Genomic DNA, 21142 nt, shown 5'->3' with positions numbered 1-21142 from the left:
CGTCCTTAATTAGTAATTGGAGCAAAGGCTTTTATACCGGCAATCAGCTGTCCAGCTTGTACTTCATCGCCGGGTTTTACATGAATAGAACTGATATATCCATCCATAGGTGCTAGCTGTGGAAACTCCATTTTCATGCTTTCTTCGATAATTAACGTATCGCCTTTTTCAACTTTTTGTCCTTCTTCTACAAGAACTTTCCATACGCTTCCCGGCATTGTACAGCGCGCGGCTTCCGTACCTTCGGGCAGTTCTTGTTCCGTAATTTCAGCGGTTTCATGTTCAGAGACGTACTCAGCTAAGCCGAGTGCTTTCCAATTTTCTCGCTCTGTTTGAAAAGCAGCCTGCTGGGTGTGACGAAAAGCAGCCGTGCTTTCTTCAATAGATGAAAGAAAATCTAAATATTCTCCAAGTTTAAACGTTGTCTCCGTAATATCTGCTTCAAATCTCCCACGAAGGAAATCTTCGCGCAGTCTTAAAAGCTCATCTGCTTCTACTGGGTAAAATTGAATTTGATCAAAGAAACGAAGAAGCCACGGTTTTCCTGCTTCAAAACTTTCCGTTTGACGAAGTCGGTTCCACATTTGAATCGTGCGTCCCACAAATTGATAGCCACCAGGACCTTCCATTCCGTATACGCACATATACGCACCGCCAATACCAACTGCATTTTCAGGCGTCCATGTACGAGCGGGATTATATTTCGTTGTAACTAAACGGTGACGAGGGTCTAGAGGCGTAGCAACAGGTGCGCCTAAATATACATCTCCAAGCCCCATTACAAGATAATTAGCGTCAAATACAACTCGTTTAACATCTTCAATGTGATCTAGACCGTTTACTCGGCGAATAAACTCTAGATTGCTTGGACACCAGGGGGCATCTGGGCGAACGTTTTGCTGATAGCGTTCAATAGCTAATTGAGTCGCAGGATCATCCCATGAAAGTGGAAGTTTTACAATACGAGAGGGAACTTCCATTTCTTCAAGTGGAGGAAGTGCGCGATCTATAGCTGAAATGTGCTGGCAAAGTTCAAGAATAGACATCTTTGTTGCATCAATATGAATTTGAAGAGAACGGATACCAGGCGTTAAATCTAGAACTGGTAAATCCTTACGCTTTTGAATAGCTTCCATTAAAGCATGCACTTGGAAGCGAAGCAGCAGATCAAGCTCCATTTCTCCGTACTCCACAAGTATATTCGCATCGCCTGAGCAGCGGACGGAAAAAGGGAATCGTCTATTTTCCGTTTCGTTGATCAGCAGCGGATAATTGCTTTTGATCGGCTGTGCTACTGGATTTGTAAGCACAGGAAGTGATGCAGATGTTCCGATACGCTGTAAAAAGTCTTCCTGCGTACATTTGAGTTTTTCAGCTTGTTCAAGATCAATTAATTTAAACGAAATTTTATCTCCGGGGTGAAGCTGTCCTATTTTCCAAAACTCTGCTGAAGCAGTCGTAACAGGGCAAACAAAGCCGCCAAGGCTCGGGCCGTCTGGGCCAAGTAAAATAGGCATATCTCCAGTTAAGTCTAAGGTGCCGATGGCATAGGCATTATCATGAATATTTGATGGGTGCAAACCGGCTTCTCCTCCATCTTCACGCGTCCAAAAAGGAGCGGGACCTATTAACCTAACACCTGTTCTAGAGCTGTTAAAATGAACTTCCCATTTTGTATTTGTTAGCTGCTGCAAGTACTCTGGGTGCAAAAACTCTTCTGTACAATGAGGGCCGGGAATCACCCCGATTGTCCATTCTTTAGACATGGTCGGCTGGTAGGAAAGAGCAAGTTCATTTTCAACGTGAGCGTAGTCAGAAACACGCAGTACATCTCCTGTGCGAAGTGCTCTTCCGCCGTGTCCGCCAAAGCTTCCTAGTGTAAAAGTAGAAGAACTGCCTAATATTTTAGGCATATCAAGTCCGCCGCCAATCAGCAAATACGTACGCATTCCTTCGGTTGCTTCACCAAATGAAAGAATTTGTTCCGGCTTTGCTTGAATGGTTTTATACATATGAATTTCAGCGCCGTCTAATGTAGCATGCATGTTGGCGCCTGTAATACAAAAAGATACATCGTCTCTAAATTTATAAGAGCCGCCTCGAAGAGTCATTTCAATTCCCGGGGCATCCGGTAAATTTCCGAGAAGTTTGTTTCCTATGCGAAAAGCAAAAGGGTCCATTGGCCCGCACGGAGGAACTCCTACATTCCAATGCCCGGTGCGTCCCGGGTAATCTTGAACAGTGGACTGAACGCCGCCGTCTAATACTTCAATTGCTTGTTCGCTCGGAGTGTATGAGTTAAGCATTCGGGTATATACGTCTCCCGTTTTGCACGCTTTTTCTTCTAACAGTCCCTGCAAGTATTGAAGATTACTAGTAATGCCGTATAGTCTTGTCTCTTTTAAGGCAGCGCTCAATTTTAAAAGGGCTTCTTCTCGTGTTTCTCCATGAACGATAATTTTAGCCAGCATAGGATCATAAAGTGACGTTACAGTAATGCCGTCTCGCACCCATGTTTCAACTCGAGAACTTTTAGAGAAAATGGCTTGATCGATTTGCCCGCCGCTGGGACGAAAATCATTTAAGCAATCTTCGGCATAAATACGCGCTTGGATACTGTGACCTGAAGGAACAGGAAGAAAAGAAGGAAGGTTTACTAGCTCATCGCATGCTTCTTTAAGCATCCATTCTACTAAATCGATGTTTAACACTTCTTCTGTAACTCCGTGTTCTACTTGAAGACGAGTATTTACTTCTAAAAAATAAAATTTCTTCGCTTCGGCGTCATATAAAAATTCTACCGTTCCTGCACTTCGGTATCCTACTTCTTTAGCTAGTCTAGTAGCTGCTTGCAGCATATTTTCCCGTATATATGAAGGGAAGTTTGGAGCTGGGCTTTCTTCAATTACTTTTTGATTTCTTCGCTGAATAGAGCAGTCGCGTTCTCCTAAAGCCACTACTTCTCCAAAAGAATTCCCGAAGATTTGAACTTCCACATGGCGAGCTTTTTGAATGTATTTCTCTAAAAAAACACCGCTGTTTTTAAAGTTTGTTTGTGCTAGATGGCAAACTGAGTCAAAAGCGGCTTGAAGCGCTTTTTCATCTTGGCAAACACGCATTCCAATTCCTCCGCCGCCAGCTGTACTTTTTAACATAATGGGATAGCCAATTTCTTCAGCAGCACATATAGCTTCTGATACATCTGTAATAAGAGATGTACCAGGCAGCAAAGGCACGTCGGCTTTTTGCGCAATTTCACGAGCTGAATGTTTTAATCCGAATACTTCCATTTGCTGAGGTGTAGGACCAATAAATACAATTCCTTCAGCTCGACAGCGACGAGCAAATTCCGCGTTTTCGCTTAAAAAACCGTAGCCTGGATGAATAGCTTCCGCGCCTGTTTTCTTTGCAATATCTAGAATAAGGTCTTCGTTTAAATAACTTTCTTTGACCGGGCCACTGCCGATTAAAATAGCTTCATCTGCTTCATCAACGTGCAGGCTGTCTTGATCAGCTTCTGTATAAACAGCCACAGATTTCACTCCGAAATGTCGTAATGTTCGCTCAATTCTAACGGCAATTGCTCCTCGATTAGCAATTAATACTTTTGTAAACATAGATGAACACTCCTTTTTATAGTGAATCCCAAATAACTAAGCGGATAGGGGTAGGGTTATAATTGTTGCACGGATTGTTAAGCTGAGGGCAGTTGCTAATCAATACAAGTGTAGGATTGATAGCTTCCATTTCTACATAGTATCCAGGTGCAGATACCCCGTCATCAAACGTTAATCCGCCGCTTGGCGTCACAGGTACATTCATAAAAAAGTTTACGTTTGGTGCTAAATCTCTTTTGGTGTAGCGGCTATCATATTTTGATAGCTGCAGCATAAATGTATCCCGGCAGTTATGCATCGGAAGCGTGTCATGTGCATAACGTACGGTGTTGCTTTGTGCGGAACAAGCTCCGCCTAAGGTATCGTGGCGTCCACACGTGTCAGCTACAATTTTGACTAGTTCTTTGCCAGATTGAGAAAGCAGCACTGTGCCGGTGGATAAATAAATATTTCCTTGATTAGCAATCGTAGACACTGCACTGTAATGATCTTCTGGATTTTCTGCATCAAAGAATAAAGTATCCGCTGCTTGATTGCCTTCTACATCTATTATTCTAAGAGTTTGGCCTGGTTTAAGTTCGTGCATCCAGCCGTCCCCAGCCAGTACCGTTTCATCATAAATTGCGTTCTCTATTTTTCTGTTGCTTTCCACTCGATTAAATACAGCCATTATAGAAGCCTCCTTCATTTTTAAATCGTTGATAATGTTTTATTTCCAAGCAATAGGTCATAAGACCATGTGTTTTCAAACGCTCGTTTATTTTCAGGTCTAAAATTTAAACAGTAGTCGTCTGAGCTTACCGGAGCCGCTTCATCAACGGTTATTTCAATCGGAACAGAAGGATACGTTCCGCTCGGGTCTAGAGGGTTAGGTGTATTAGACAGTACAAAAAGCAAATCCATTTCTGTTCTAAGCGTAATAAAATCTCCTTTTTTACAATGAGAAGAAACAAAATTCATATTGCCTTGTTCGTCGCAGTATACTTTTGAAAATAAGTTAAGGTTAGGGACTAAATCCCGTGTTGTTAAACCGTTGCGCAGAAGCTCCATTGAAAAATTTTCTTCTCCATTTCTTCTCCATTCGTTTCGAGATTCTTGATAAGTAGATACACCGTATTTTTGCTGAGTGAAGCTGCGCGTAGTGTAGCCTGAAATCGTATCATGCCAGCCGGTGGTGTCGGCAGTGATGCTTGCAAATGCTCTGCCGTTGTCACTCATCAGAACGTGTCCTTTTGTTAAGTGAGCAGTATGCTGAGCTTTTAAGGTATCAGGCATGTTGTATCGTTCCGTTAAATCATAAGCGTTGTATAATAGTACGGATACGTTTGCACCGGATTCTTGTGCGGTAAACGTCACCGATTTTCCTCTTCCAATTCGTCCTGACCATTTTCCGCCTGCCGGGATGGTTTGCTTCCACATATAACTCATAAAATAACCTCCTTAGAATAAAAAAAGGATAAAAGCCTGAGAGAGTAGTCTCCCAGGCTTTTATCCTTCCGTGTTATACAGCATAGCGCCATATCGCTCTCTCTCGGACCAGTCTTTAACATATGTTAAACGGAACCCTAGACAGCTTTTTTGTTCTTAACGGCTGTAAGAACCTTTATTCATTTGTGGCTTTCGATTAATCGTAGTATAGTATGTGTGAAAATAAGTTGACAAGCAGTTTGTTAGAATGCCTGACACAAAAACTGATTTTTCAGTTTATTTTTCAGGGACCGTCACTTTTGAACGATCTCTCTTTACAAAAGGAGCGGACAGTCGAGATTTTACAAATAAATAGAGAAATCCAATCGTAAGCCAGGCGACACCAATCAAAAGAGTGTCTTTGTTTAACAGTGTAAGCAGCCACCCGATAAATGCCGCTCCGATTAAAGGGAAGATTAAATAAAGTATTGTTTCAGTAAACGACCGTTTCTTTAACTTAATATAAAAATGGGCAATGACTGATAGATTGACAAATGTAAAAGCGGTTAAGGCACCGAAACTGACAAAAGTGACGGCTGTGTTTAAATCAATGAACATTCCCAAAAACGAAAAAGTGGTAACAAGCAAGATATTCACCACGGGCGTTTTAAACGTTGGATGAATATATGAAAATACCTTTTGAGGCAGTACGGATTCACGGCCTAAAGCATATAAAAACCGAGTAACGCTTGTGACTGAAGAAACTCCTTGAGTAAAGGTTGCGATAATTAAGACCGTAATAAATAAACTGCTTAAAAGATTTCCGCCCACTAATTTTACAAGGGTGTAGGCAGCATTATCAGGATTAGTAAATGTGAATCCCGGATAAGCAATCTGTGTAAAATACGAGATAGCGATGTACATAACAGCTGCAATACAAACAATAAGAAAAATGGCTTTTGGAATTGTCCTTTCCGGTTGAATCGTTTCTTCCGCCATTGTTGTAACTGCATCAAATCCTAAAAAGCAAAAGCAAATGAGCGCAGCTCCAGAAAAGATAGTCGTAAACGGTACATCTGAAGCCAAAAAAGGATGAAGTGAAAAAAGAGTAGAAGAACTAGCTTGACCTGTTGCAATATCTTTGATAATAAATAAACAAAACAAACTTATAAATAGAATCTGAACTACAACAGAGATGCCGCTTATACGAGCTACAGATTTAATACCAACAATATTGACTAAAGCTAAGATAATGTTCATGACAATGACCCATACGTATACAGGAATAGAAGGAAATTCCGTATGCATAAAAATACCAAATGTTAAAATAGCGATAATAGGGGAGAAAATATAGTCTAAAAGAAGTGCCCAGCCTACTAAAAAGCCAAGGCGAGGATGTATAGCTTTTTTCGTATACGTATAAGCAGATCCCGCTATTGGATATGCTTTTACCATTCGGCTATAGCTATATGCGGTAAAAAAGATAGCTAAAAAAGCAATTAAATAAGCAAGGACCATTTGCCCTCCAGCCGCATCGTAGGCTACTCCGTAAACTGTAAAGAAAATCATCGGAGTCATCCAGGCAAGACCCAAAAATACAATTTGATATACCTTTAGCGATTTACTTAACGCTGGTTGGTTGTTCATACAAATCCCTTCTTTCCTCTATTTTATACTAGTAAAAAAGAAAAGCCTGGGAGAATGATGTCATTCTCCCAGGCTTTTATCCTTCCGTGTATACGGACCGTTCCGTACGCTCTCTCTCGGACCAGCCTTTAACATGTGTTAAACGGAACCCTAGATCGCTTTTTGTCTTCAACAGAGTGAAGACCTTTATAGATAATGTAAGTAGTTCGAAGTATAAGCAGGATTATAGGAAGATGCAACTACTGTGTTAGATAGTTTAACAAACTTTTTAAAAGAGTAAACTTTTGTAAAAGGCGAACTATATATAATTTAATTAAAAAGATTATTCGTTTATAGTTGACTTATAGAGAGACCTATAGTATATTTGTAGACAAGAAAAAGCTAAATACGGTTCACTCATATATGTTTGAGAATATGGCTCAGACGTTTCTACCTTATCACCGTAAATGATAGGACTATGAGTAAAAAGTGAATCTAGGTTCCCATTTTTACGTTAGTAGAAAGTTTGGTCCAAGCGATTCACATATTCACTTTTAAAAAGAAGTGGATATGACACCGAAGGGATAAAAGCCCAGGCGGGTAGGTTTTTGCTCATTGTATTTGAGAGACCTGCCTTTGTTTGGGCTTTTTCTTATGTGTCTATTTACAGTATGAGCGAGTAATGAAAATTTCTTGTTTGTATCTGCATTGCTTTCTGGGGAGAATAGCGATGTAAAGCATGAAATCACTCACTGAAGCTTTATCTGTAAGCCCTCATTTAACCATGGGAAGTACATTCTATCTATTTTCTAGCATTTTTTCTTTGATGAGCAGCGTGGGGACGCTGCTCCTTTTTTTGTTCTTGCTTTTTTCTCTGTAAATAAAGGCCTCTAAAGAGAAGGTGATTTGCGAAATTTGGCGAATTAATGCTTTAAACAATAAATGATAGAGAAGATAAAGCGGTCTATGAAAAATGAAGAAGTTGAAAAATTGAGGAGGGAATTATATTGCTTCACTTAATTAATGTTCGCTTGCCAATTATGCACGATCACGCTCTTTTTGAAGTGAAAATTTCAAATGGAATGTATACTTCTATCGTTTTACAAAACGGTTATCTTGAAGGTGACGAGTTTTTTCCGCTACACGCAGCCGTGTTAGGAAAAGAAACGTCACTTGATGCACAGGGTCGTGTGCTATTACCAGGATTTGTAGATATGCATATGCATTTAGACAAAGCTCATTCGCTTCCTCAAGTGCCCAATCTATCTGGAACTCTTCAAGAAGCCATTAAAAATTACAGCAGCAGCCTGCCGACATTTCCAGAAGAAGAAATTAAGCAGCGAATGTTTAAAACTGCTTTGCAGGCATTAGCTAACGGTACGACTACGATTCGAACGCATATTGATTTTGACTGCAGCATGGAAGAAGATAGTTTATTTCGAAGTTTACAAGCGGCTGTCGAAGTGAGAGATGAATTAAGCCCATATATGGACGTGCAGGTTGTTCCGCTATTCTCTAACCTAGACATTGATGATATGCATAAGATGAATAAAATTGAACGAGCATTGAATCTTGAAATTGATGCGATTGGAGGTTGTCCTCATTTAGCTAGAAATCCAGAAAAAGAGATTGATGCTCTATTTTCGCTGGCTCAAGCCTACAATAAACCTCTTGATTTACATGTGGATGAAAGCGATGATCCGTCTGTTGATACAATAATTAATATTGCTCATAGAACGATTGAACTGAATATGGAAGGAAAAGTGGTAGTGGGGCATCTTTGCTCGCTTGCAGGAATGACTGATGCAAAAGTGAAAGAAATCTTAAATCTTTTGAAAGAGGCAAAAATTGGAGTTGTCACATTACCTGCTTCTAATTTATATTTACAGGGAAGAGAAGATAAAGGAATTGTAAGACGAGGCGTAACGCGTATTCGAGACATACAAAAAGCAGCGATTCCAATTGCTACTGCATCTGATAACGTGAACGACCCCTTTCATCCGTTTGGAAAAGCAGACTTGCTGCAAGTAGGGTTACTAACTGCCTATGCTGCACATATGGGAAGTCCGGATGATCAGCGGCAGTTGCTCCGCATGATTACAAGTATACCAGCCCGGCTGATTGGAAAAGAAAAGTATGGAGTCGAAGAAGGAAACGAAGCAAACTTTGTTCTATTAAATGTGCAGTCTGTACAGGAAATATGGACTGAACTTCCTGAAACTCGCTTTGTTTTTAACAAGCATCGCTGGCTTAGCGTAAAAGAGACGCATCAGCGGCTCGCGGATACAAACTTGACCAACCTTTGGCAGGAAAATCAAATTTTAATTGGTTAAATAAGCATAAAAAGAAGCTGTCACATTAGTGACAGCTTCTTAATCAATTACTTTTGAACGTTAGCAGCTTGTGGTCCACGAGCTCCATCTTCGATTTCAAATGTAACTTCTTGACCTTCTTCAAGTGATTTGAAACCTTCGCCTTGGATAGCTGAGAAGTGTACGAATACGTCGTCTTGTCCTTCTACTTCGATGAATCCAAAACCTTTTTCTGCATTAAACCATTTTACTTTACCTTGTACCATTGTAGTACCTCCTGTGTGGAAAATCCACGAATATATTACTATCTCTGCTCAATTTCAATAAGAATCACTTTAAAGAAAGTCTTTCTATTTGTTAACACCGAACAAGAAATAATATACCTAGTATAACACTTTTTTATAAAAAAGAAACCTTTTTTCATAAAAAAGTACTCTGAGATAAAAATAAGTTGAAAATATGGATATATTTTGAAATGGCAAACAAGCTATTGTTTTGTGGATTTTTAGCAATCCCTAAAATCTTTTATCTCGTAAAAAAATGAATAGCGAGGTTGACAAATTGAATAAAGTGTAACTATAATGGTTACAACTAGCTGAGAAGAATTAGCAGTGCTATAAAAAGCTCAAATTTTTTTGTGTCAAATGTAACTATAATGGTTACAACGAAAATAAAAGGAGAGAATAAAAATGAAAATTGGTGTTATTGGAGCAACAGGAAAAGCAGGTCAATTAATTATGGAAGAAGCAAAACAGAGAGGACATGAAGTAACAGCCATTGTTCGAAATGCTTCTAAACTAAAAAATCAAACAAACGTAATTGAAAAAGATATTTTTTCCATTACTTCAAAAGACATTGAACAGTTCGATGCTGTGGTAGATGCATTTAATGCACCTCCTGGAAGTGAACAGCTCCACGTTGAGTCTATACAATCACTTATTAAAGTATTTCAAGGTGTTCAAACGCGACTCGCAGTAGTGGGCGGAGCGGGAAGTTTATTTGTAGATGCAGAAAAAACAACGCCTTTAATGAGCACAGAAGGTTTTCCAGCATCTTATTATCCAACGGCTTCAAACATGGGAAAAGGTTTAAAAGAACTTGAAAAGTCGACTATAAATTGGACTTATTTAAGCCCAGCAGCCTTCTTTGATGCAGAAGGTGCTCGCACGGGAGCCTATCAATTAGGAAAAGATCATGTGATCACAAATAGTCAAAATGAAAGCTATATTAGCTATGCTGATTATGCGATTGCTTTAATAGATGAGTTAGAGAATAAAAACCATGTGAATGAACGTTTTGCTGTAGTGGGTGAGAAAGCATAAGCTTACGTTTGAATCATATTGAGAAACAGCTTACATTTGTTGTGAGCTGTTTTTTATACAGAACAAAATAAAAATAGATATAAAGCAATGAAAAACGGTATAGATTTTTTATTATTTCTTCGTTTTTCTTTTTAAAAACGATACAATACAACATAGATGATAAAAAGGAGATGAAAAGATGATTCGTTTTGGCGTAATAGGAACAAACTGGATAACAGATCGATTGTTAGAATCAGCTCAGTATGTAGACAACTTTCAGCTTGCAGCTGTTTATTCTCGAACCATTGAAAAAGCAGAAGAATTTGCAGGTAAATATGACATTCCTCATATATTTACTGATTTAGAGGAAATGGCAGCGAGTGCGGAAATTGATGCAGTGTATATTGCTACTCCAAATGCTTATCATGCGGAACAAGCTATCTTATTTTTGAAAAATAACAAGCATGTACTGTGTGAAAAACCGCTCGCAGCCAATGCAGCAGAAGTAACTCGCATGATTCAAACAGCCAAAAATCACAAGGTGTTACTAATGGAAGCGATGAAATCAACCCTTCTTCCTAACTTCAAAGTGATTCAAGAGAACTTACATAAAATTGGTCCAATTCGGAAATACGTTGCATCTTACTGTCAGTATTCTTCTCGTTATGATAAATATAAAGAAGGTATCGTGCTTAATGCCTTTAAGCCAGAGCTTGCCAACGGTGCACTGATGGATTTAGGTGTATATTGTCTTTATCCACTGATTACATTGTTTGGAGGGCCTCATAAAATAAAGGCAACGGCGTTTATGCTAGAATCTGGAGTAGATGGAGAAGGGTCAGTTGCTTTAGAGTACGAAGATCGCGACGCGGTCATCATGTATTCTAAGATTACAAATTCGCATTTACCAAGTGAAATTCAAGGAGAAAAAGGCAGTATGATTATTGACAAAATACATACCGCTGAAAAGGTAGAAATTCGATACAATGACGGACGTGTAGAAGAGTTAACGGTCGATCAGCCTTATCCTGCTATGTACTATGAAATAAATGAATTCGTAGAGCTGTTGAAGCAAGGAAAGACGGAATCAGACACAAATTCGTATGAAAATTCGTATCTAACAATGCGTGCAATGGATAAAGTACGAGAGCAAATTGGTCTTGTATATCCAAATGATAAGAAGTAAATAACAGAGGCTGGAACAAAAATAGTTTAGTTGAAGGATAATCCGACCGAGTTTGATTCTTGATGTAGAATCAAACTCGGTCGGATTTTTCGTGGGTGGGGTAAAAGCAGGTTTCAAGTAACAAGTAGTGATACTTATTAGATGATTTATACCATTTGTTTGTCTCTAACTTGGATTCTGATCGTTATGTCTCATTCTCTTTTATCGTGGTTATAAAGAGCATAATTGAGATTCGAAATCTTGCTGCAGCACACTTTAAAAGCAAATATGTTGAAATTAGGGAAGTTTTTTAGTATCTTCTATGTTCATTCATCCCTGCATACATAGGATTGATCAAGGGAAAGAATAAAAAGAGTGGAAAATATTCGATAATCAATCCTAGATTAAAATGATTATAAAAAAGTATTGACTATAATAATAGTTCGTGTATAATAAAGAATGTAATCAATAGTTATTACTAGTTTATAATGATACTAATAATCGTTATCAAATAGTAAATAGCGCTGATTGCATTAAAAATAATACATACAAGCATAAGCTTGTGAAATATATTGCACAAGGAGAGGTTTTGACATGGCAGAACGTATGGTAGGAAAACAAGCACCACGCTTTGAGATGGAAGCGGTACTTGCAAATAAGGAGTTTGGAAAAGTAAGTTTAGAAGAAAATATGAAAAATGGTAAATGGACAGTATTATTCTTCTATCCAATGGACTTTACATTCGTATGTCCAACAGAAATTACAGCTCTATCAGATCACTACGAAGAGTTTGAAGATCTAGACGCTGAAGTTGTAGGTGTTTCTACAGATACAATTCATACTCACTTAGCTTGGATTAACACTGATCGTAAAGATAATGGACTTGGAGATTTAAATTATCCATTAGCTGCAGATCCAACGCATGCAGTAGCGCGTGATTACGGCGTATTAATTGAAGAAGAAGGTGTAGCGCTTCGCGGATTGTTTATTATTAATCCAGAAGGTGAATTACAATACGCAGTTGTAAACCATAACAACATCGGTCGCAGCGTAGAAGAAACGTTACGTGTACTTCAAGCACTTCAAACTGGCGGACTTTGCCCAGCTAACTGGAAACCAGGTCAAAAAACACTTTAATAAATAGCGGTGGAGTAGAGGAGGAATTCCTCTACTGCTGCCATTAAAATAGAAAAGATAGTTTTCTAGCTGCAAAAGACAGAATATTCAGTTTAATTAATGTGGAGGAGGATATTAACATGAAATTACGTGAACAAATGCCTGAATTAACTGGAGCAACATCTTGGATTAACGACGAAGTAACAAAGGAAGATTTAGTAGGTGATAAAGCAACGCTTATCCACTTTTGGTCAGTAAGCTGCCATTTATGTAAAGAAGCAATGCCTGAAGTTAATGATCTTCGTGATGAGTATGATGATCAATTGAATGTTGTAGCGGTTCATATGCCTCGTTCGGAAGATGACTTAGATATGGGTGTTATTGAGGCAATGGCAATGGGACACGATATTACTCAGCCAATTTATGTAGACAGTGAGCATAAGTTAACAGACGCTTTTGAAAATAAATATGTACCAGCATATTATGTATTTGATAAAGAAGGTCAGCTTCGTCATTTCCAAGCGGGTGGAAATGGAATGCCAATGCTTCGCAAACGTATCAACCGTGTTTTAGGAGAAGAATAATCTCTACATGAAGAAGAAATAAAAAGGGTCGGGATAAAAATATTTTAGCCGAAGTGAAAAACGAACCACTGATCAACATGTTTGATCAGTGGTTCGTTTTTTTATTTTGTACTGAGTCATTTCAATCATTAATAAGCCTTTCATCATATTGACATAAAAAACCTAATATAGTTAAATTTATATAAGAACAAATGTTCGTTTTTGGTGTTGTTATTTTACTCTTTTCTCCCTTTTTAATAAGTATAAGAAAAAAAGGAGGAGATTTGCACAATGACTCAGCTCTATTCGCAGCAAGAAAAGCGGCACGACAAAGAATGTACCTTTCATACATTTCTTACAAACCACAGCGCAACTCTTCAGACTCATATAATGAATACATTTTTGACACCAGAACGCTATGAGCGATTACAAAAAGCGGTTGTTAAAAATGATACAAAAGAACAAAGACTTCTAAACAAAGAATTTCATCAGTTTTATAGCGAAGTTAGATTGCTTCATTATATTAACAAGCTTTGCAAACATTATTCCAGAGATGTTATGCGTGTAAAAGAAAAAGAGCGTTCTTATATTCCTCTTCGCCTGCAGCAGCCGGCTGCGCTAGATGGAAATCGAACAGTTGAAGATATGCTAGGAGTACAGGACGGGGCTGTATGGGAGCATGAATTTTTAGGAAATCAACTTGAAAATCGTATTCTTCATCATGCATTTCGCCAATTAACGGCCAAGCAGCAGTGTATGCTGCACTTGATTATTGTCGAACGCTGGACTCATAAAGAAATCGCTGCTTATTTTTCTATTTCTCAGCAAGCGGTTTCTAATCATTATCAACGTGCGCTAAGCAAGTTGAAAAAAATTATGAAGGTGAGTGATAGATATGTTTGATCCTCAATGGCTTCAACTTGTTGGAAACGTAGGATTTCCCGCTGTCCTTTCTTTTTATTTATTACTGCGTGTAGAAAATAATATAAAGCGACTTGAAGAAAAAGTGGAAGAATTAACAACTGACTTAAGAAAGAAGTGAAGAAATGGAAACTCTATACGAACTTGTAAATAAAGTGAAAGCTGGAGATGAAGAGGCATCAAGGCGTTTATTAAAAAAACTGGAACCCAAAATAAATAAAGCTGTTCAAAGCTTTTCACTGCATGATAGAGACGACGTAAAGCAAGATTTAAAGGTTAAAATTCTTTCCGCTGTTAAGACCTTCGATTTTTCTCAAACGCCAGGTCTTTGGGAATTTTTACATCAAAAATAAAAAAGAGCGCTCGTTTTATCGACGCTCTTTTTTTATTTTTGTCGCAGTTCGACTACTTACATTTCAGTGGAACACTCAAAAAACAGAAAATGGATAAATATTTTAAAAAAGGTAAAAGGTGATGTGTACACATAGAGTTTAGTAGTATACTAACAAGTAGAATTTCTTATGTAAAAAGAGGGAAGTCGTTTCTTCCGTATAGAGGATTGTCTGCAACGAATATAGTATAGAAGCGTTTTATTTAATGAAGAAAAAAATAGTGCTGTTCGATAAATCAAACAATACTATTTATAAAAAAGCAGCAGTAAACAACACGTAAGCTAAGAAGCCATTGGTTTTAGCTTTTGGAAAGAGGTGAAGAATAAAGTGAGTCAACTTCTCTTTAATATTACGCTAATTATTTCTTTTTTGTTTGCTGCGAGTATAGTTCGAGAGCAAATCATTTATAGAGTAGAAGGTATAAAACGGTATAAAATGTATCGCTTAATTTATTACGGATGTTCTTACGGACTATTAGGCAGCATTTTAATGATATATACAATTAAAATAGATTCTACTATTATTCTTGACCTTCGCTTTTTAGCGGTGACAATTGTTTGTCTTTATGCAGGAATGGTACCTGCTATCATTGCGGCTTGTATTATAGGGGTAATGCGTCTGCTTTTGTTTGGAATTACGATTAGCGGAATAATAGGGGCGGTTTCCATTATCGTAATGGCTTTACTGTCTGGGTGGACGGTTCGCTTACCTTATCGTCCATTTATTCGTTTTCAATTAATGAATTCGATCAGCTTGCTTTGCGTATTTTTCTCATTGTCCTTTCTTTTTAAAGATATTAAGCACGCTGCTACAATTATCGTCTATTTACTGCCTGCTTCTTTTATAGGTGGGGGTTTAGTGTATCTGGTAGGTAGATATATATATGTATCTCGAGTAACGACAAGTCAGCATAAAAAGCTGTCTAAAATGTTTTCGGTTATGGTTCAAAATGCAAAGACAGGTACCATGATTGAAACGCCAGAGCGCGAGGTAGCCGTTATTAATCAAACTTTTTGTGACATGTTTGATATACCCGGGCCTCCTAATCAATATGTTGGACTAGAAAGTAATCAGCTGTTTTTATCTCACGCCCCTATGTTGAAAGATCCTGCTAGGTTTTTAAAAACGGTAGAAAGCACCGTCTATTCAAAAGAGTCAATAGTAGATGAAGAAATTACGTTTATTAACGGTAAAATTTATGCGCGTGACTATATTCCAATCTATGAAGGTCATGTGTATATTGGCCACTATTGGGAATATCGAGATATTACGGAGAAAAAGAAGGCTGAGTGTGATCTTCGCAAAGCTAATAAAAAGCTTGAAATGCTGTCCATGAAAGATGGCTTAACGGGTCTGAACAACCGCCGATCGCTTGATAAACAGCTGGAAATCGAGTGGGAATACGCACGGAAAGAAAAAGAGCCGCTTTCTTTTCTCTTATTTGATATTGATTATTTTAAAGCATATAACGATACCTATGGCCATATTCAAGGAGACGAATGCTTAAAAGAGGTAGCGAATATTGCTAAAAGCGTTGTTTTTGACGAATCGGCTTTTGTCGCAAGATACGGAGGAGAAGAGTTTGGTATATTGTTAACTCGAGCTAATCAATATGAAGCGATAAAAATGGCAGAAGCTATTAGACAGCAAGTGGAGCAGCGTGGAATTGTCCACCAGGCTTCTGAAGTGTTTAAGTGTATCACAATCAGCGTTGGAATAATGACGGTCGTTCCATCCGAAAACATACCGCCGATTTCAATTATCCATGGAGCAGATCAGGCTTTATATGAAGCAAAGCGTACGGGTCGAAATCGAATTTCAGAGTATTCTCACCACAAAGAAGCTGACTCAAACGTTTGAGTCAGCTTTTAAAAGAGATATAAGCCTCTTATTTAGGAGGGGCTTTTTCTTTTTCGTCTTCTTCCATAATTCCTTTTGTAGCGTTTTTAAACTCTTTTAATGTTTTTCCAGCAGCTTTGCCTAATTCCGGCAGTTTCTTTGGACCAAAAAGCAATAGAGCGACAAATACAATTAAGGCAATTTCTCCAAACCCAAGGTTCATTGTCATCGTCTCCTATTTTTTGAAAGTGTTTACAAGTTTAGTATAGCACGAAAAGAAGGGAAGTAGTACACCCTTATCCAGTGATTTTAAGGCCGATTACACCTGCTACAATACAAAAAATAAATAAAATTCGACGCATATCTTTTGCTTCGCGAAAGAAAAGCATGCCAAGAAGTACGCTTCCGGCAGCCCCTACTCCCGTCCATATACCGTAAGCTGTTCCAAGAGGTATTTCCTTTAATGCTAAGGAGAGAAAATAAAAACTTCCTGCACCGAAAAGGATAAATCCAATCGAAGGAAACAATCGCTTAAATCCATCTGAAAGTTTTAAGAAAATCACAAATCCCACTTCGCAAAAACCGGCAGCTATTAATGCAATCCAAGCCATGTTAAGATTCCTCTCTTTCTGTTTCTTCAGTAGAAATTAACTTTAAACCAACGATTCCAAAGATCATTAATCCTAAAAATAAAATCTTTCCAATATTTGCGCCTTCGTCTAAAACGGTCATTCCAAGTATCGCTGTGCCTGCAGCTCCTATACCAGTGAACACTGCATAAGCTGTTCCGACAGCAATTTTTTTTAAGGCATTTGAAAAGAAATAAAAGCTGATGACAATTGTGACGATCGTAATAATTGTTGGAGTTAATTCAGTGAATCCGTGTGAATATTTTAAGCCGATTGCCCATACAATCTCGAGTAAACCAGCGATAATAAGGTAAATCCAAGCCATTTTAATTCCTCCTTACATAATAATAAGCCCTTTTTACAGGGCCTATTTAGCACGTATGCCTTCCCAAAATATTGTCCAAGCATCGTGGATTTTTTGGTCATAATACTCTGGTTCATAATAAAAGCGCTGAATGAACAGTCCGTCGGTTAAACAATAAAAGCTATTGATATACAAATCAATCGGACGTTCAATTATTTCGCCTTCAGCCATTCCCTGTGTAAAAATAGCATGCAGAATTTGATCAGACAATCGTTCGCTTCTTAAGAAAATAGCTTTTACTTCCGACTGTAGATGTTCAGGTGGAAACAAAATAAGACGACGGTACATCTGGCCAAAAGAATCTTTTTCAATCATCGTGCAGAAATCTACAACAAAGCAGTGAAGCTGTTCTTTAGCAGACTTTGTTTTATGCTGTTCGTATATAACAGATAACTTTGTTAAAAATAAATTCATTAAATCATGCACGGTTAGTAAAAATAAGTCGTCTTTGTTCTTAAAATGAGCGTATAGGGAAGGTTTTTTTATGCCTACTTTTGATGAGATATCAGCAAGCGATGTTTCTGTATAGCCTTTTTCTCCAAAGAGCTCCATTGCTGCAGCTCTAATCTTTTCTACAGTTGATAATTCACTCAAGAAAAGCTCCTCCTCAATCTAACTAACGGTCGTTAGGTAAAAGATATCAAATATAAAAAAAGAAGCAAGGGAATCGCTTCTTTTTAATGTATTTTCACTAAATGACGCTGAGTTAAAAATAAAGAGAAGATAAAAATAAGCTCAAACGTATTTGTTACGGCTGTGCTTGGTATAGGAATTGACACGGCACTGCCTACAATCATCACGGCTACTCCAATCATCATACTGCTCCACCTGGTCTTGCGGAATAAGGAAATTCCAACAAAAAGCAAAATAATCGCCACAATGAGAACCATAAGAGGGGGACCGGATGATCCCACTAATGTATAGCGAACAATGCCATATTCACGTACAACTTCCATGCGCTGACTAATCGTTTCGATTATTTCATAGCTAATTAAGGCAAACGTAGTTAGCAAAAAAAGAATGCCGGCAACAGGTTTTTTAGCCCATGTAATCGTCGAATATTTGGCTACGCCATACGCAAAGAGCACCAAAGTAGGGGTAAATAAAGCGTGAAACCAAAAGCGAAGCATGCTGAGTGAACGTAAAGTATCGCCTTCACCGATAAATGAACCAATCCCAATCATTACATTATCGTAAATTAGTCCAGCTATTACTAAAGGAAGAAAAAGCATGTAAAACGGCGAAGTGTTTTTTCTTACTACATATATGCTAAAGAAAAACAGGACGATATAGCAAAAAGAAAATAGAAAATAAAGGATTGTATCAACCATTGTTTTCCTCCTTTTGATGATACTTCTTCTTTTTATGATAACATCATATGCCAAAAAAGTGAGAAATCATGCATTTTTCTAGGCAATCTTATCGGACAAAAGCTACCTTTATCGGTAGAAAGATTCAGAAAATATTGAAATAAAAATAGGAAAAGAGGCTATAGTCAAGAGATTTAGATTTACTGAATTGATTATTAAATAAAGGAAATCTATAAAACAGCAACAAAAGGACTAGTCACATATAGAGTCTAAATACTTATATAATTAGAAAAAAATATTTAATGTCCTTTCTATCTAAGTAAGTTAAATGTAAGCGGAAAATGATAAGAAAATGTATTTTTTTTACTTTTATATCTATCTATCATCCTTACAAGTACGGTTGTTAGACAAATTCAATTGGTATATCCATAAAAAGGAATTAATGGGATAAAATATTTTTTATCCCGTCTTTATATTACAAAACGTTTTCTAAAGTTAAGAAATTTTTAATTACGTAATATTTCCGTGTGTTAATTGTAAGAGTGATGTATAAAATATTCCTGTTGTTATGGTAAAAAAAGGTATCGATGGGATTTTTCTAGGTAAATAAACTTTAGACCTATTCTGTAAATTTTAAATAAAACGATGAGTTTTTAATTCTGTGAATAGACAATCGGAATTGTAAGAATATATAACATTTGAGCTATTGACCACTAATGAGCGCAGATGATAGTTTTAGAGCTGTTGAAATTGGTACTCGAGTCCATTTTTCAAAGCAGGTGTTTTAGCAGCATGCTAGCGCTGTTAATTGATTAGCTCCCATACATATATATAGGGAGTGAAACTATGAAATCGTATATCTATCATTATGAATCAAAAGCATTCATAACGTATCCAACAGGAGAAGTTTGGAAGGAGAAGAATGAAATATGATCTTAATTATCCTATGCTGCCTATTTTTAGTAGGGTATGGCGTTTGGGAGTATCGCAGACATTTACGCAAGCTGCATTCAATTCCTGTACGAGTGAATGTTAATGGTATTCGAGGAAAATCCACCGTTACACGATTGATTACAGGTATTGTAAAAGAAGCAGGTTACAAAACAGTAGGGAAAACGACAGGAACACAAGCGCGTATGATCTACTGGCATACAAGTGAAGAAGAACCAATTATTCGTCGTAAAGAAGGTCCGAACATTGGAGAACAGCGACGAGTGGTAAATGAAGTTGCCGATATTGGCGCGGAAGCTCTTATTTGTGAATGTATGGCGGTACAGCCTGATTATCAAATCACATTCCAAAATCAGCTGATTCAAGCCAAGGTAGGCGTTATTGTAAACGTACTAGAAGATCACATGGATGTAATGGGTCCAACTCTAGATGAAGTTGCTCAAGCGTTCACTGCTACTATTCCTTATGATGGCCACCTTGTTACGATTGAAGGCCCATATTTGGAATACTATAAAAAAATAGCTGCAGAGCGCAACACGAAGGTTATTGTAGCTGACAATGATAAAGTATCTGAAGCGTATTTACGTGAATTTGATTATATGGTTTTCCCTGATAATGCTTCCATCGGTTTAGCAGTAGCAGAAGCACTTGGCATCGATGCTGAAACAGCGATGAGAGGAATGTTAAATGCCCAGCCTGATCCAGGAGCTATGAGAATTACAACATTTGGCGATGAAAAAAATCCAGCATTTTTAGTGAATGGATTTGCTGCCAACGACGCTTCTTCCACGCTTCGTATTTGGGAACGTGTAGATTCAATGAACTATAGTGAAAAGCTTCCTATTGTCATTATGAACTGCCGTCCGGACCGTGTAGATCGCACGGAGCAATTTGCTGAAGATGTAATGCCATACATTGAAGCGGACGTAATGATTGCAATTGGTCAGACGACCTCACCAATCGCTGCTGCACACCAAAGAGGCGAATTGCCAACAAAAGAATTCTGGGATATGGAAGGCGCTTCTACAGAAGAAATTTTAGAGCGCATGAAGCCTTATTTAAAAGATCGTATTGTATATGGTGTCGGAAATATCCACGGTTCAGCCGAGCCGCTTGTTGAAGCTATTATTGAAATGAAAAAGATGAGAAAAGCAGTTTAATCTAGGAGGCCATTTCATGTTCGGATCAGATTTATATATTGCCCTTGTGTTAGGGGTTACACTAAGCTTAATTTTTACAGAAAAAACGGGCGTATTGCCAGCAGGTCTTATCGTACCTGGGTATTTAGCTCTTGTATTTGATCAGCCAATTACCATTTTAATGATTTTCTTAATTAGTATTTTAACGTATGTTATTGTCGTGTACGGAATCTCAAAAGTAGTTATTTTATATGGACGTCGCAAATTTACAGCGATGTTAATTACGGGTATTGTGATTAAAGTTGCATTTGATTATTTCTTCCCGATCTTGCCGTTTGAAGTGTTTGAATTACGCGGAATTGGTATCATTGTACCGGGCTTAATTGCAAATACAATGCAAAAGCAAGGTCTTCCTTTAACAGTTGGAACAACGGTTCTATTAAGTGGTGTAACATTTGGAATTATGCAAGTTTATTATTTATTTTAATAC

At 37.8% G+C, this 21142-nt stretch carries 21 protein-coding genes and 3 riboswitches; of the genes, 11 read left to right on the top strand and 10 right to left on the bottom strand.

Annotation, left to right across the window (positions count from 1 at the left end; genetic code table 11):
• Nucleotides 1–5: 5 nt before the first annotated feature.
• From uca to ACO1DI_RS25995, 4 genes are all read right to left on the bottom strand, one after another.
• A complete protein-coding gene (uca, locus tag ACO1DI_RS26010) occupies nt 6–3617 on the bottom strand; it encodes an urea carboxylase (RefSeq protein ID WP_423145738.1) in 3612 nt (1203 codons plus the stop codon).
• Between the two features lie 16 nt (nt 3618–3633).
• Nucleotides 3634–4287: an urea amidolyase associated protein UAAP2 gene (locus tag ACO1DI_RS26005; RefSeq protein WP_115653179.1), complete on the bottom strand. Its 654-nt coding sequence runs from the start codon at nt 4285–4287 to the stop codon at nt 3634–3636.
• A gap of 20 nt (nt 4288–4307) precedes the next feature.
• A complete protein-coding gene (locus tag ACO1DI_RS26000; RefSeq protein ID WP_115653180.1) occupies nt 4308–5045 on the bottom strand; it encodes an urea amidolyase associated protein UAAP1 in 738 nt (245 codons plus the stop codon).
• Nucleotides 5046–5092: 47 nt separating this feature from the next.
• A riboswitch (guanidine-I (ykkC/yxkD leader) is annotated at nt 5093–5197 on the bottom strand.
• A gap of 124 nt (nt 5198–5321) precedes the next feature.
• Nucleotides 5322–6671, bottom strand: a complete 1350-nt coding sequence (locus tag ACO1DI_RS25995; protein ID WP_221780543.1) for an APC family permease — start codon at nt 6669–6671, stop codon at nt 5322–5324.
• A gap of 63 nt (nt 6672–6734) precedes the next feature.
• Nucleotides 6735–6836, bottom strand: a riboswitch (guanidine-I (ykkC/yxkD leader).
• Nucleotides 6837–7047: 211 nt separating this feature from the next.
• A riboswitch (purine riboswitch) is annotated at nt 7048–7149 on the top strand.
• A 508-nt stretch (nt 7150–7657) separates the two neighbouring features.
• On the opposite strand from ACO1DI_RS25995, the gene ACO1DI_RS25990 reads away from it, so the two are divergent.
• Nucleotides 7658–8983 (top strand): amidohydrolase family protein, encoded by a 1326-nt coding sequence (locus ACO1DI_RS25990; RefSeq protein ID WP_223260296.1) that lies wholly within the window; start codon nt 7658–7660, stop codon nt 8981–8983.
• A gap of 47 nt (nt 8984–9030) precedes the next feature.
• Here the strand turns inward: ACO1DI_RS25990 and ACO1DI_RS25985 are convergent, their stop codons facing one another.
• Nucleotides 9031–9228 (bottom strand): cold-shock protein, encoded by a 198-nt coding sequence (locus ACO1DI_RS25985; protein WP_013055689.1) that lies wholly within the window; start codon nt 9226–9228, stop codon nt 9031–9033.
• 423 nt (nt 9229–9651) lie between these two features.
• Between ACO1DI_RS25985 and ACO1DI_RS25980 the strand changes: the two genes are divergently transcribed.
• The 8 genes from ACO1DI_RS25980 (at nt 9652) to ACO1DI_RS25945 (ending at nt 16280) form a co-directional block, all read left to right on the top strand.
• Nucleotides 9652–10284 carry an NAD(P)-dependent oxidoreductase gene (locus tag ACO1DI_RS25980; protein WP_423145737.1) on the top strand — a complete coding sequence of 211 codons (633 nt, stop codon included), beginning with the start codon at nt 9652–9654 and terminating at the stop codon, nt 10282–10284.
• A gap of 178 nt (nt 10285–10462) precedes the next feature.
• A complete protein-coding gene (locus tag ACO1DI_RS25975) occupies nt 10463–11449 on the top strand; it encodes a Gfo/Idh/MocA family protein (RefSeq protein WP_014461320.1) in 987 nt (328 codons plus the stop codon).
• Nucleotides 11450–12022: 573 nt separating this feature from the next.
• A complete protein-coding gene (locus ACO1DI_RS25970; protein WP_014461319.1) occupies nt 12023–12565 on the top strand; it encodes a peroxiredoxin in 543 nt (180 codons plus the stop codon).
• Between the two features lie 119 nt (nt 12566–12684).
• Nucleotides 12685–13128, top strand: a complete 444-nt coding sequence (locus tag ACO1DI_RS25965; RefSeq protein ID WP_013055693.1) for a TlpA family protein disulfide reductase — start codon at nt 12685–12687, stop codon at nt 13126–13128.
• A gap of 270 nt (nt 13129–13398) precedes the next feature.
• Nucleotides 13399–14010, top strand: coding sequence for a sigma-70 family RNA polymerase sigma factor (locus tag ACO1DI_RS25960; RefSeq protein ID WP_014461318.1), 612 nt, complete (start codon nt 13399–13401; stop codon nt 14008–14010).
• Nucleotides 14003–14149, top strand: a complete 147-nt coding sequence (locus ACO1DI_RS25955) for a YvrJ family protein (protein ID WP_013055696.1) — start codon at nt 14003–14005, stop codon at nt 14147–14149. The genes ACO1DI_RS25960 and ACO1DI_RS25955 overlap by 8 nt, the downstream gene beginning before the upstream one ends.
• Before the next feature lie 4 nt (nt 14150–14153).
• Nucleotides 14154–14381, top strand: coding sequence for a helix-turn-helix domain-containing protein (locus ACO1DI_RS25950; protein ID WP_014461317.1), 228 nt, complete (start codon nt 14154–14156; stop codon nt 14379–14381).
• A 366-nt stretch (nt 14382–14747) separates the two neighbouring features.
• Nucleotides 14748–16280 carry a diguanylate cyclase domain-containing protein gene (locus ACO1DI_RS25945; protein WP_243548838.1) on the top strand — a complete coding sequence of 511 codons (1533 nt, stop codon included), beginning with the start codon at nt 14748–14750 and terminating at the stop codon, nt 16278–16280.
• Nucleotides 16281–16308: 28 nt separating this feature from the next.
• Here the strand turns inward: ACO1DI_RS25945 and ACO1DI_RS25940 are convergent, their stop codons facing one another.
• The 5 genes from ACO1DI_RS25940 to ACO1DI_RS25920 all read right to left on the bottom strand — a co-directional run bounded on the left by ACO1DI_RS25940 (nt 16309) and on the right by ACO1DI_RS25920 (nt 18583).
• Complete coding sequence (locus ACO1DI_RS25940) at nt 16309–16482, bottom strand: twin-arginine translocase TatA/TatE family subunit (protein ID WP_013055701.1); 174 nt, start codon at nt 16480–16482, stop codon at nt 16309–16311.
• Nucleotides 16483–16555: 73 nt separating this feature from the next.
• Nucleotides 16556–16870: a DMT family transporter gene (locus ACO1DI_RS25935; protein WP_013055702.1), complete on the bottom strand. Its 315-nt coding sequence runs from the start codon at nt 16868–16870 to the stop codon at nt 16556–16558.
• A gap of 1 nt (nt 16871) precedes the next feature.
• A complete protein-coding gene (gene sugE / locus ACO1DI_RS25930; RefSeq protein ID WP_014461313.1) occupies nt 16872–17213 on the bottom strand; it encodes a quaternary ammonium compound efflux SMR transporter SugE in 342 nt (113 codons plus the stop codon).
• A gap of 42 nt (nt 17214–17255) precedes the next feature.
• A complete protein-coding gene (locus ACO1DI_RS25925) occupies nt 17256–17846 on the bottom strand; it encodes a TetR/AcrR family transcriptional regulator (RefSeq protein ID WP_014461312.1) in 591 nt (196 codons plus the stop codon).
• An 83-nt stretch (nt 17847–17929) separates the two neighbouring features.
• Nucleotides 17930–18583 carry a hypothetical protein gene (locus tag ACO1DI_RS25920; protein ID WP_028407688.1) on the bottom strand — a complete coding sequence of 218 codons (654 nt, stop codon included), beginning with the start codon at nt 18581–18583 and terminating at the stop codon, nt 17930–17932.
• Nucleotides 18584–19491: 908 nt separating this feature from the next.
• Between ACO1DI_RS25920 and pgsB the strand changes: the two genes are divergently transcribed.
• Both pgsB and pgsC read left to right on the top strand, forming a co-directional pair.
• Nucleotides 19492–20673, top strand: a complete 1182-nt coding sequence (pgsB, locus tag ACO1DI_RS25915; protein WP_014461310.1) for a poly-gamma-glutamate synthase PgsB — start codon at nt 19492–19494, stop codon at nt 20671–20673.
• Between the two features lie 16 nt (nt 20674–20689).
• Nucleotides 20690–21139 carry a poly-gamma-glutamate biosynthesis protein PgsC gene (pgsC, locus tag ACO1DI_RS25910; RefSeq protein ID WP_013055707.1) on the top strand — a complete coding sequence of 150 codons (450 nt, stop codon included), beginning with the start codon at nt 20690–20692 and terminating at the stop codon, nt 21137–21139.
• Nucleotides 21140–21142: the final 3 nt, after the last annotated feature.

Source organism: Priestia sp. 40, assembly GCF_049368575.1.
Classification (GTDB): domain Bacteria; phylum Bacillota; class Bacilli; order Bacillales; family Bacillaceae_H; genus Priestia; species Priestia zanthoxyli.
The sequence above is the reverse complement of the archived record's forward strand: the minus strand, read 5'-3'. Positions and strand labels throughout refer to the sequence as shown.

What these genes read in the sequence shown, in the direction of transcription:
- uca (WP_423145738.1), bottom strand. Translation starts at nt 3,617, where the DNA reads ATGTTTACAAAAGTATTAATTGCTAATCGAGGAGCAATTGCCGTTAGA.
- ACO1DI_RS26005 (WP_115653179.1), bottom strand. Translation starts at nt 4,287, where the DNA reads ATGGCTGTATTTAATCGAGTGGAAAGCAACAGAAAAATAGAGAACGCA.
- ACO1DI_RS26000 (WP_115653180.1), bottom strand. Translation starts at nt 5,045, where the DNA reads ATGAGTTATATGTGGAAGCAAACCATCCCGGCAGGCGGAAAATGGTCA.
- ACO1DI_RS25995 (WP_221780543.1), bottom strand. Translation starts at nt 6,671, where the DNA reads ATGAACAACCAACCAGCGTTAAGTAAATCGCTAAAGGTATATCAAATT.
- ACO1DI_RS25985 (WP_013055689.1), bottom strand. Translation starts at nt 9,228, where the DNA reads ATGGTACAAGGTAAAGTAAAATGGTTTAATGCAGAAAAAGGTTTTGGA.
- ACO1DI_RS25980 (WP_423145737.1), top strand. Translation starts at nt 9,652, where the DNA reads ATGAAAATTGGTGTTATTGGAGCAACAGGAAAAGCAGGTCAATTAATT.
- ACO1DI_RS25975 (WP_014461320.1), top strand. Translation starts at nt 10,463, where the DNA reads ATGATTCGTTTTGGCGTAATAGGAACAAACTGGATAACAGATCGATTG.
- ACO1DI_RS25970 (WP_014461319.1), top strand. Translation starts at nt 12,023, where the DNA reads ATGGCAGAACGTATGGTAGGAAAACAAGCACCACGCTTTGAGATGGAA.
- ACO1DI_RS25965 (WP_013055693.1), top strand. Translation starts at nt 12,685, where the DNA reads ATGAAATTACGTGAACAAATGCCTGAATTAACTGGAGCAACATCTTGG.
- ACO1DI_RS25960 (WP_014461318.1), top strand. Translation starts at nt 13,399, where the DNA reads ATGACTCAGCTCTATTCGCAGCAAGAAAAGCGGCACGACAAAGAATGT.
- ACO1DI_RS25955 (WP_013055696.1), top strand. Translation starts at nt 14,003, where the DNA reads ATGTTTGATCCTCAATGGCTTCAACTTGTTGGAAACGTAGGATTTCCC.
- ACO1DI_RS25950 (WP_014461317.1), top strand. Translation starts at nt 14,154, where the DNA reads ATGGAAACTCTATACGAACTTGTAAATAAAGTGAAAGCTGGAGATGAA.
- ACO1DI_RS25940 (WP_013055701.1), bottom strand. Translation starts at nt 16,482, where the DNA reads ATGAACCTTGGGTTTGGAGAAATTGCCTTAATTGTATTTGTCGCTCTA.
- ACO1DI_RS25935 (WP_013055702.1), bottom strand. Translation starts at nt 16,870, where the DNA reads ATGGCTTGGATTGCATTAATAGCTGCCGGTTTTTGCGAAGTGGGATTT.
- sugE (WP_014461313.1), bottom strand. Translation starts at nt 17,213, where the DNA reads ATGGCTTGGATTTACCTTATTATCGCTGGTTTACTCGAGATTGTATGG.
- ACO1DI_RS25920 (WP_028407688.1), bottom strand. Translation starts at nt 18,583, where the DNA reads ATGGTTGATACAATCCTTTATTTTCTATTTTCTTTTTGCTATATCGTC.
- pgsB (WP_014461310.1), top strand. Translation starts at nt 19,492, where the DNA reads ATGATCTTAATTATCCTATGCTGCCTATTTTTAGTAGGGTATGGCGTT.
- pgsC (WP_013055707.1), top strand. Translation starts at nt 20,690, where the DNA reads ATGTTCGGATCAGATTTATATATTGCCCTTGTGTTAGGGGTTACACTA.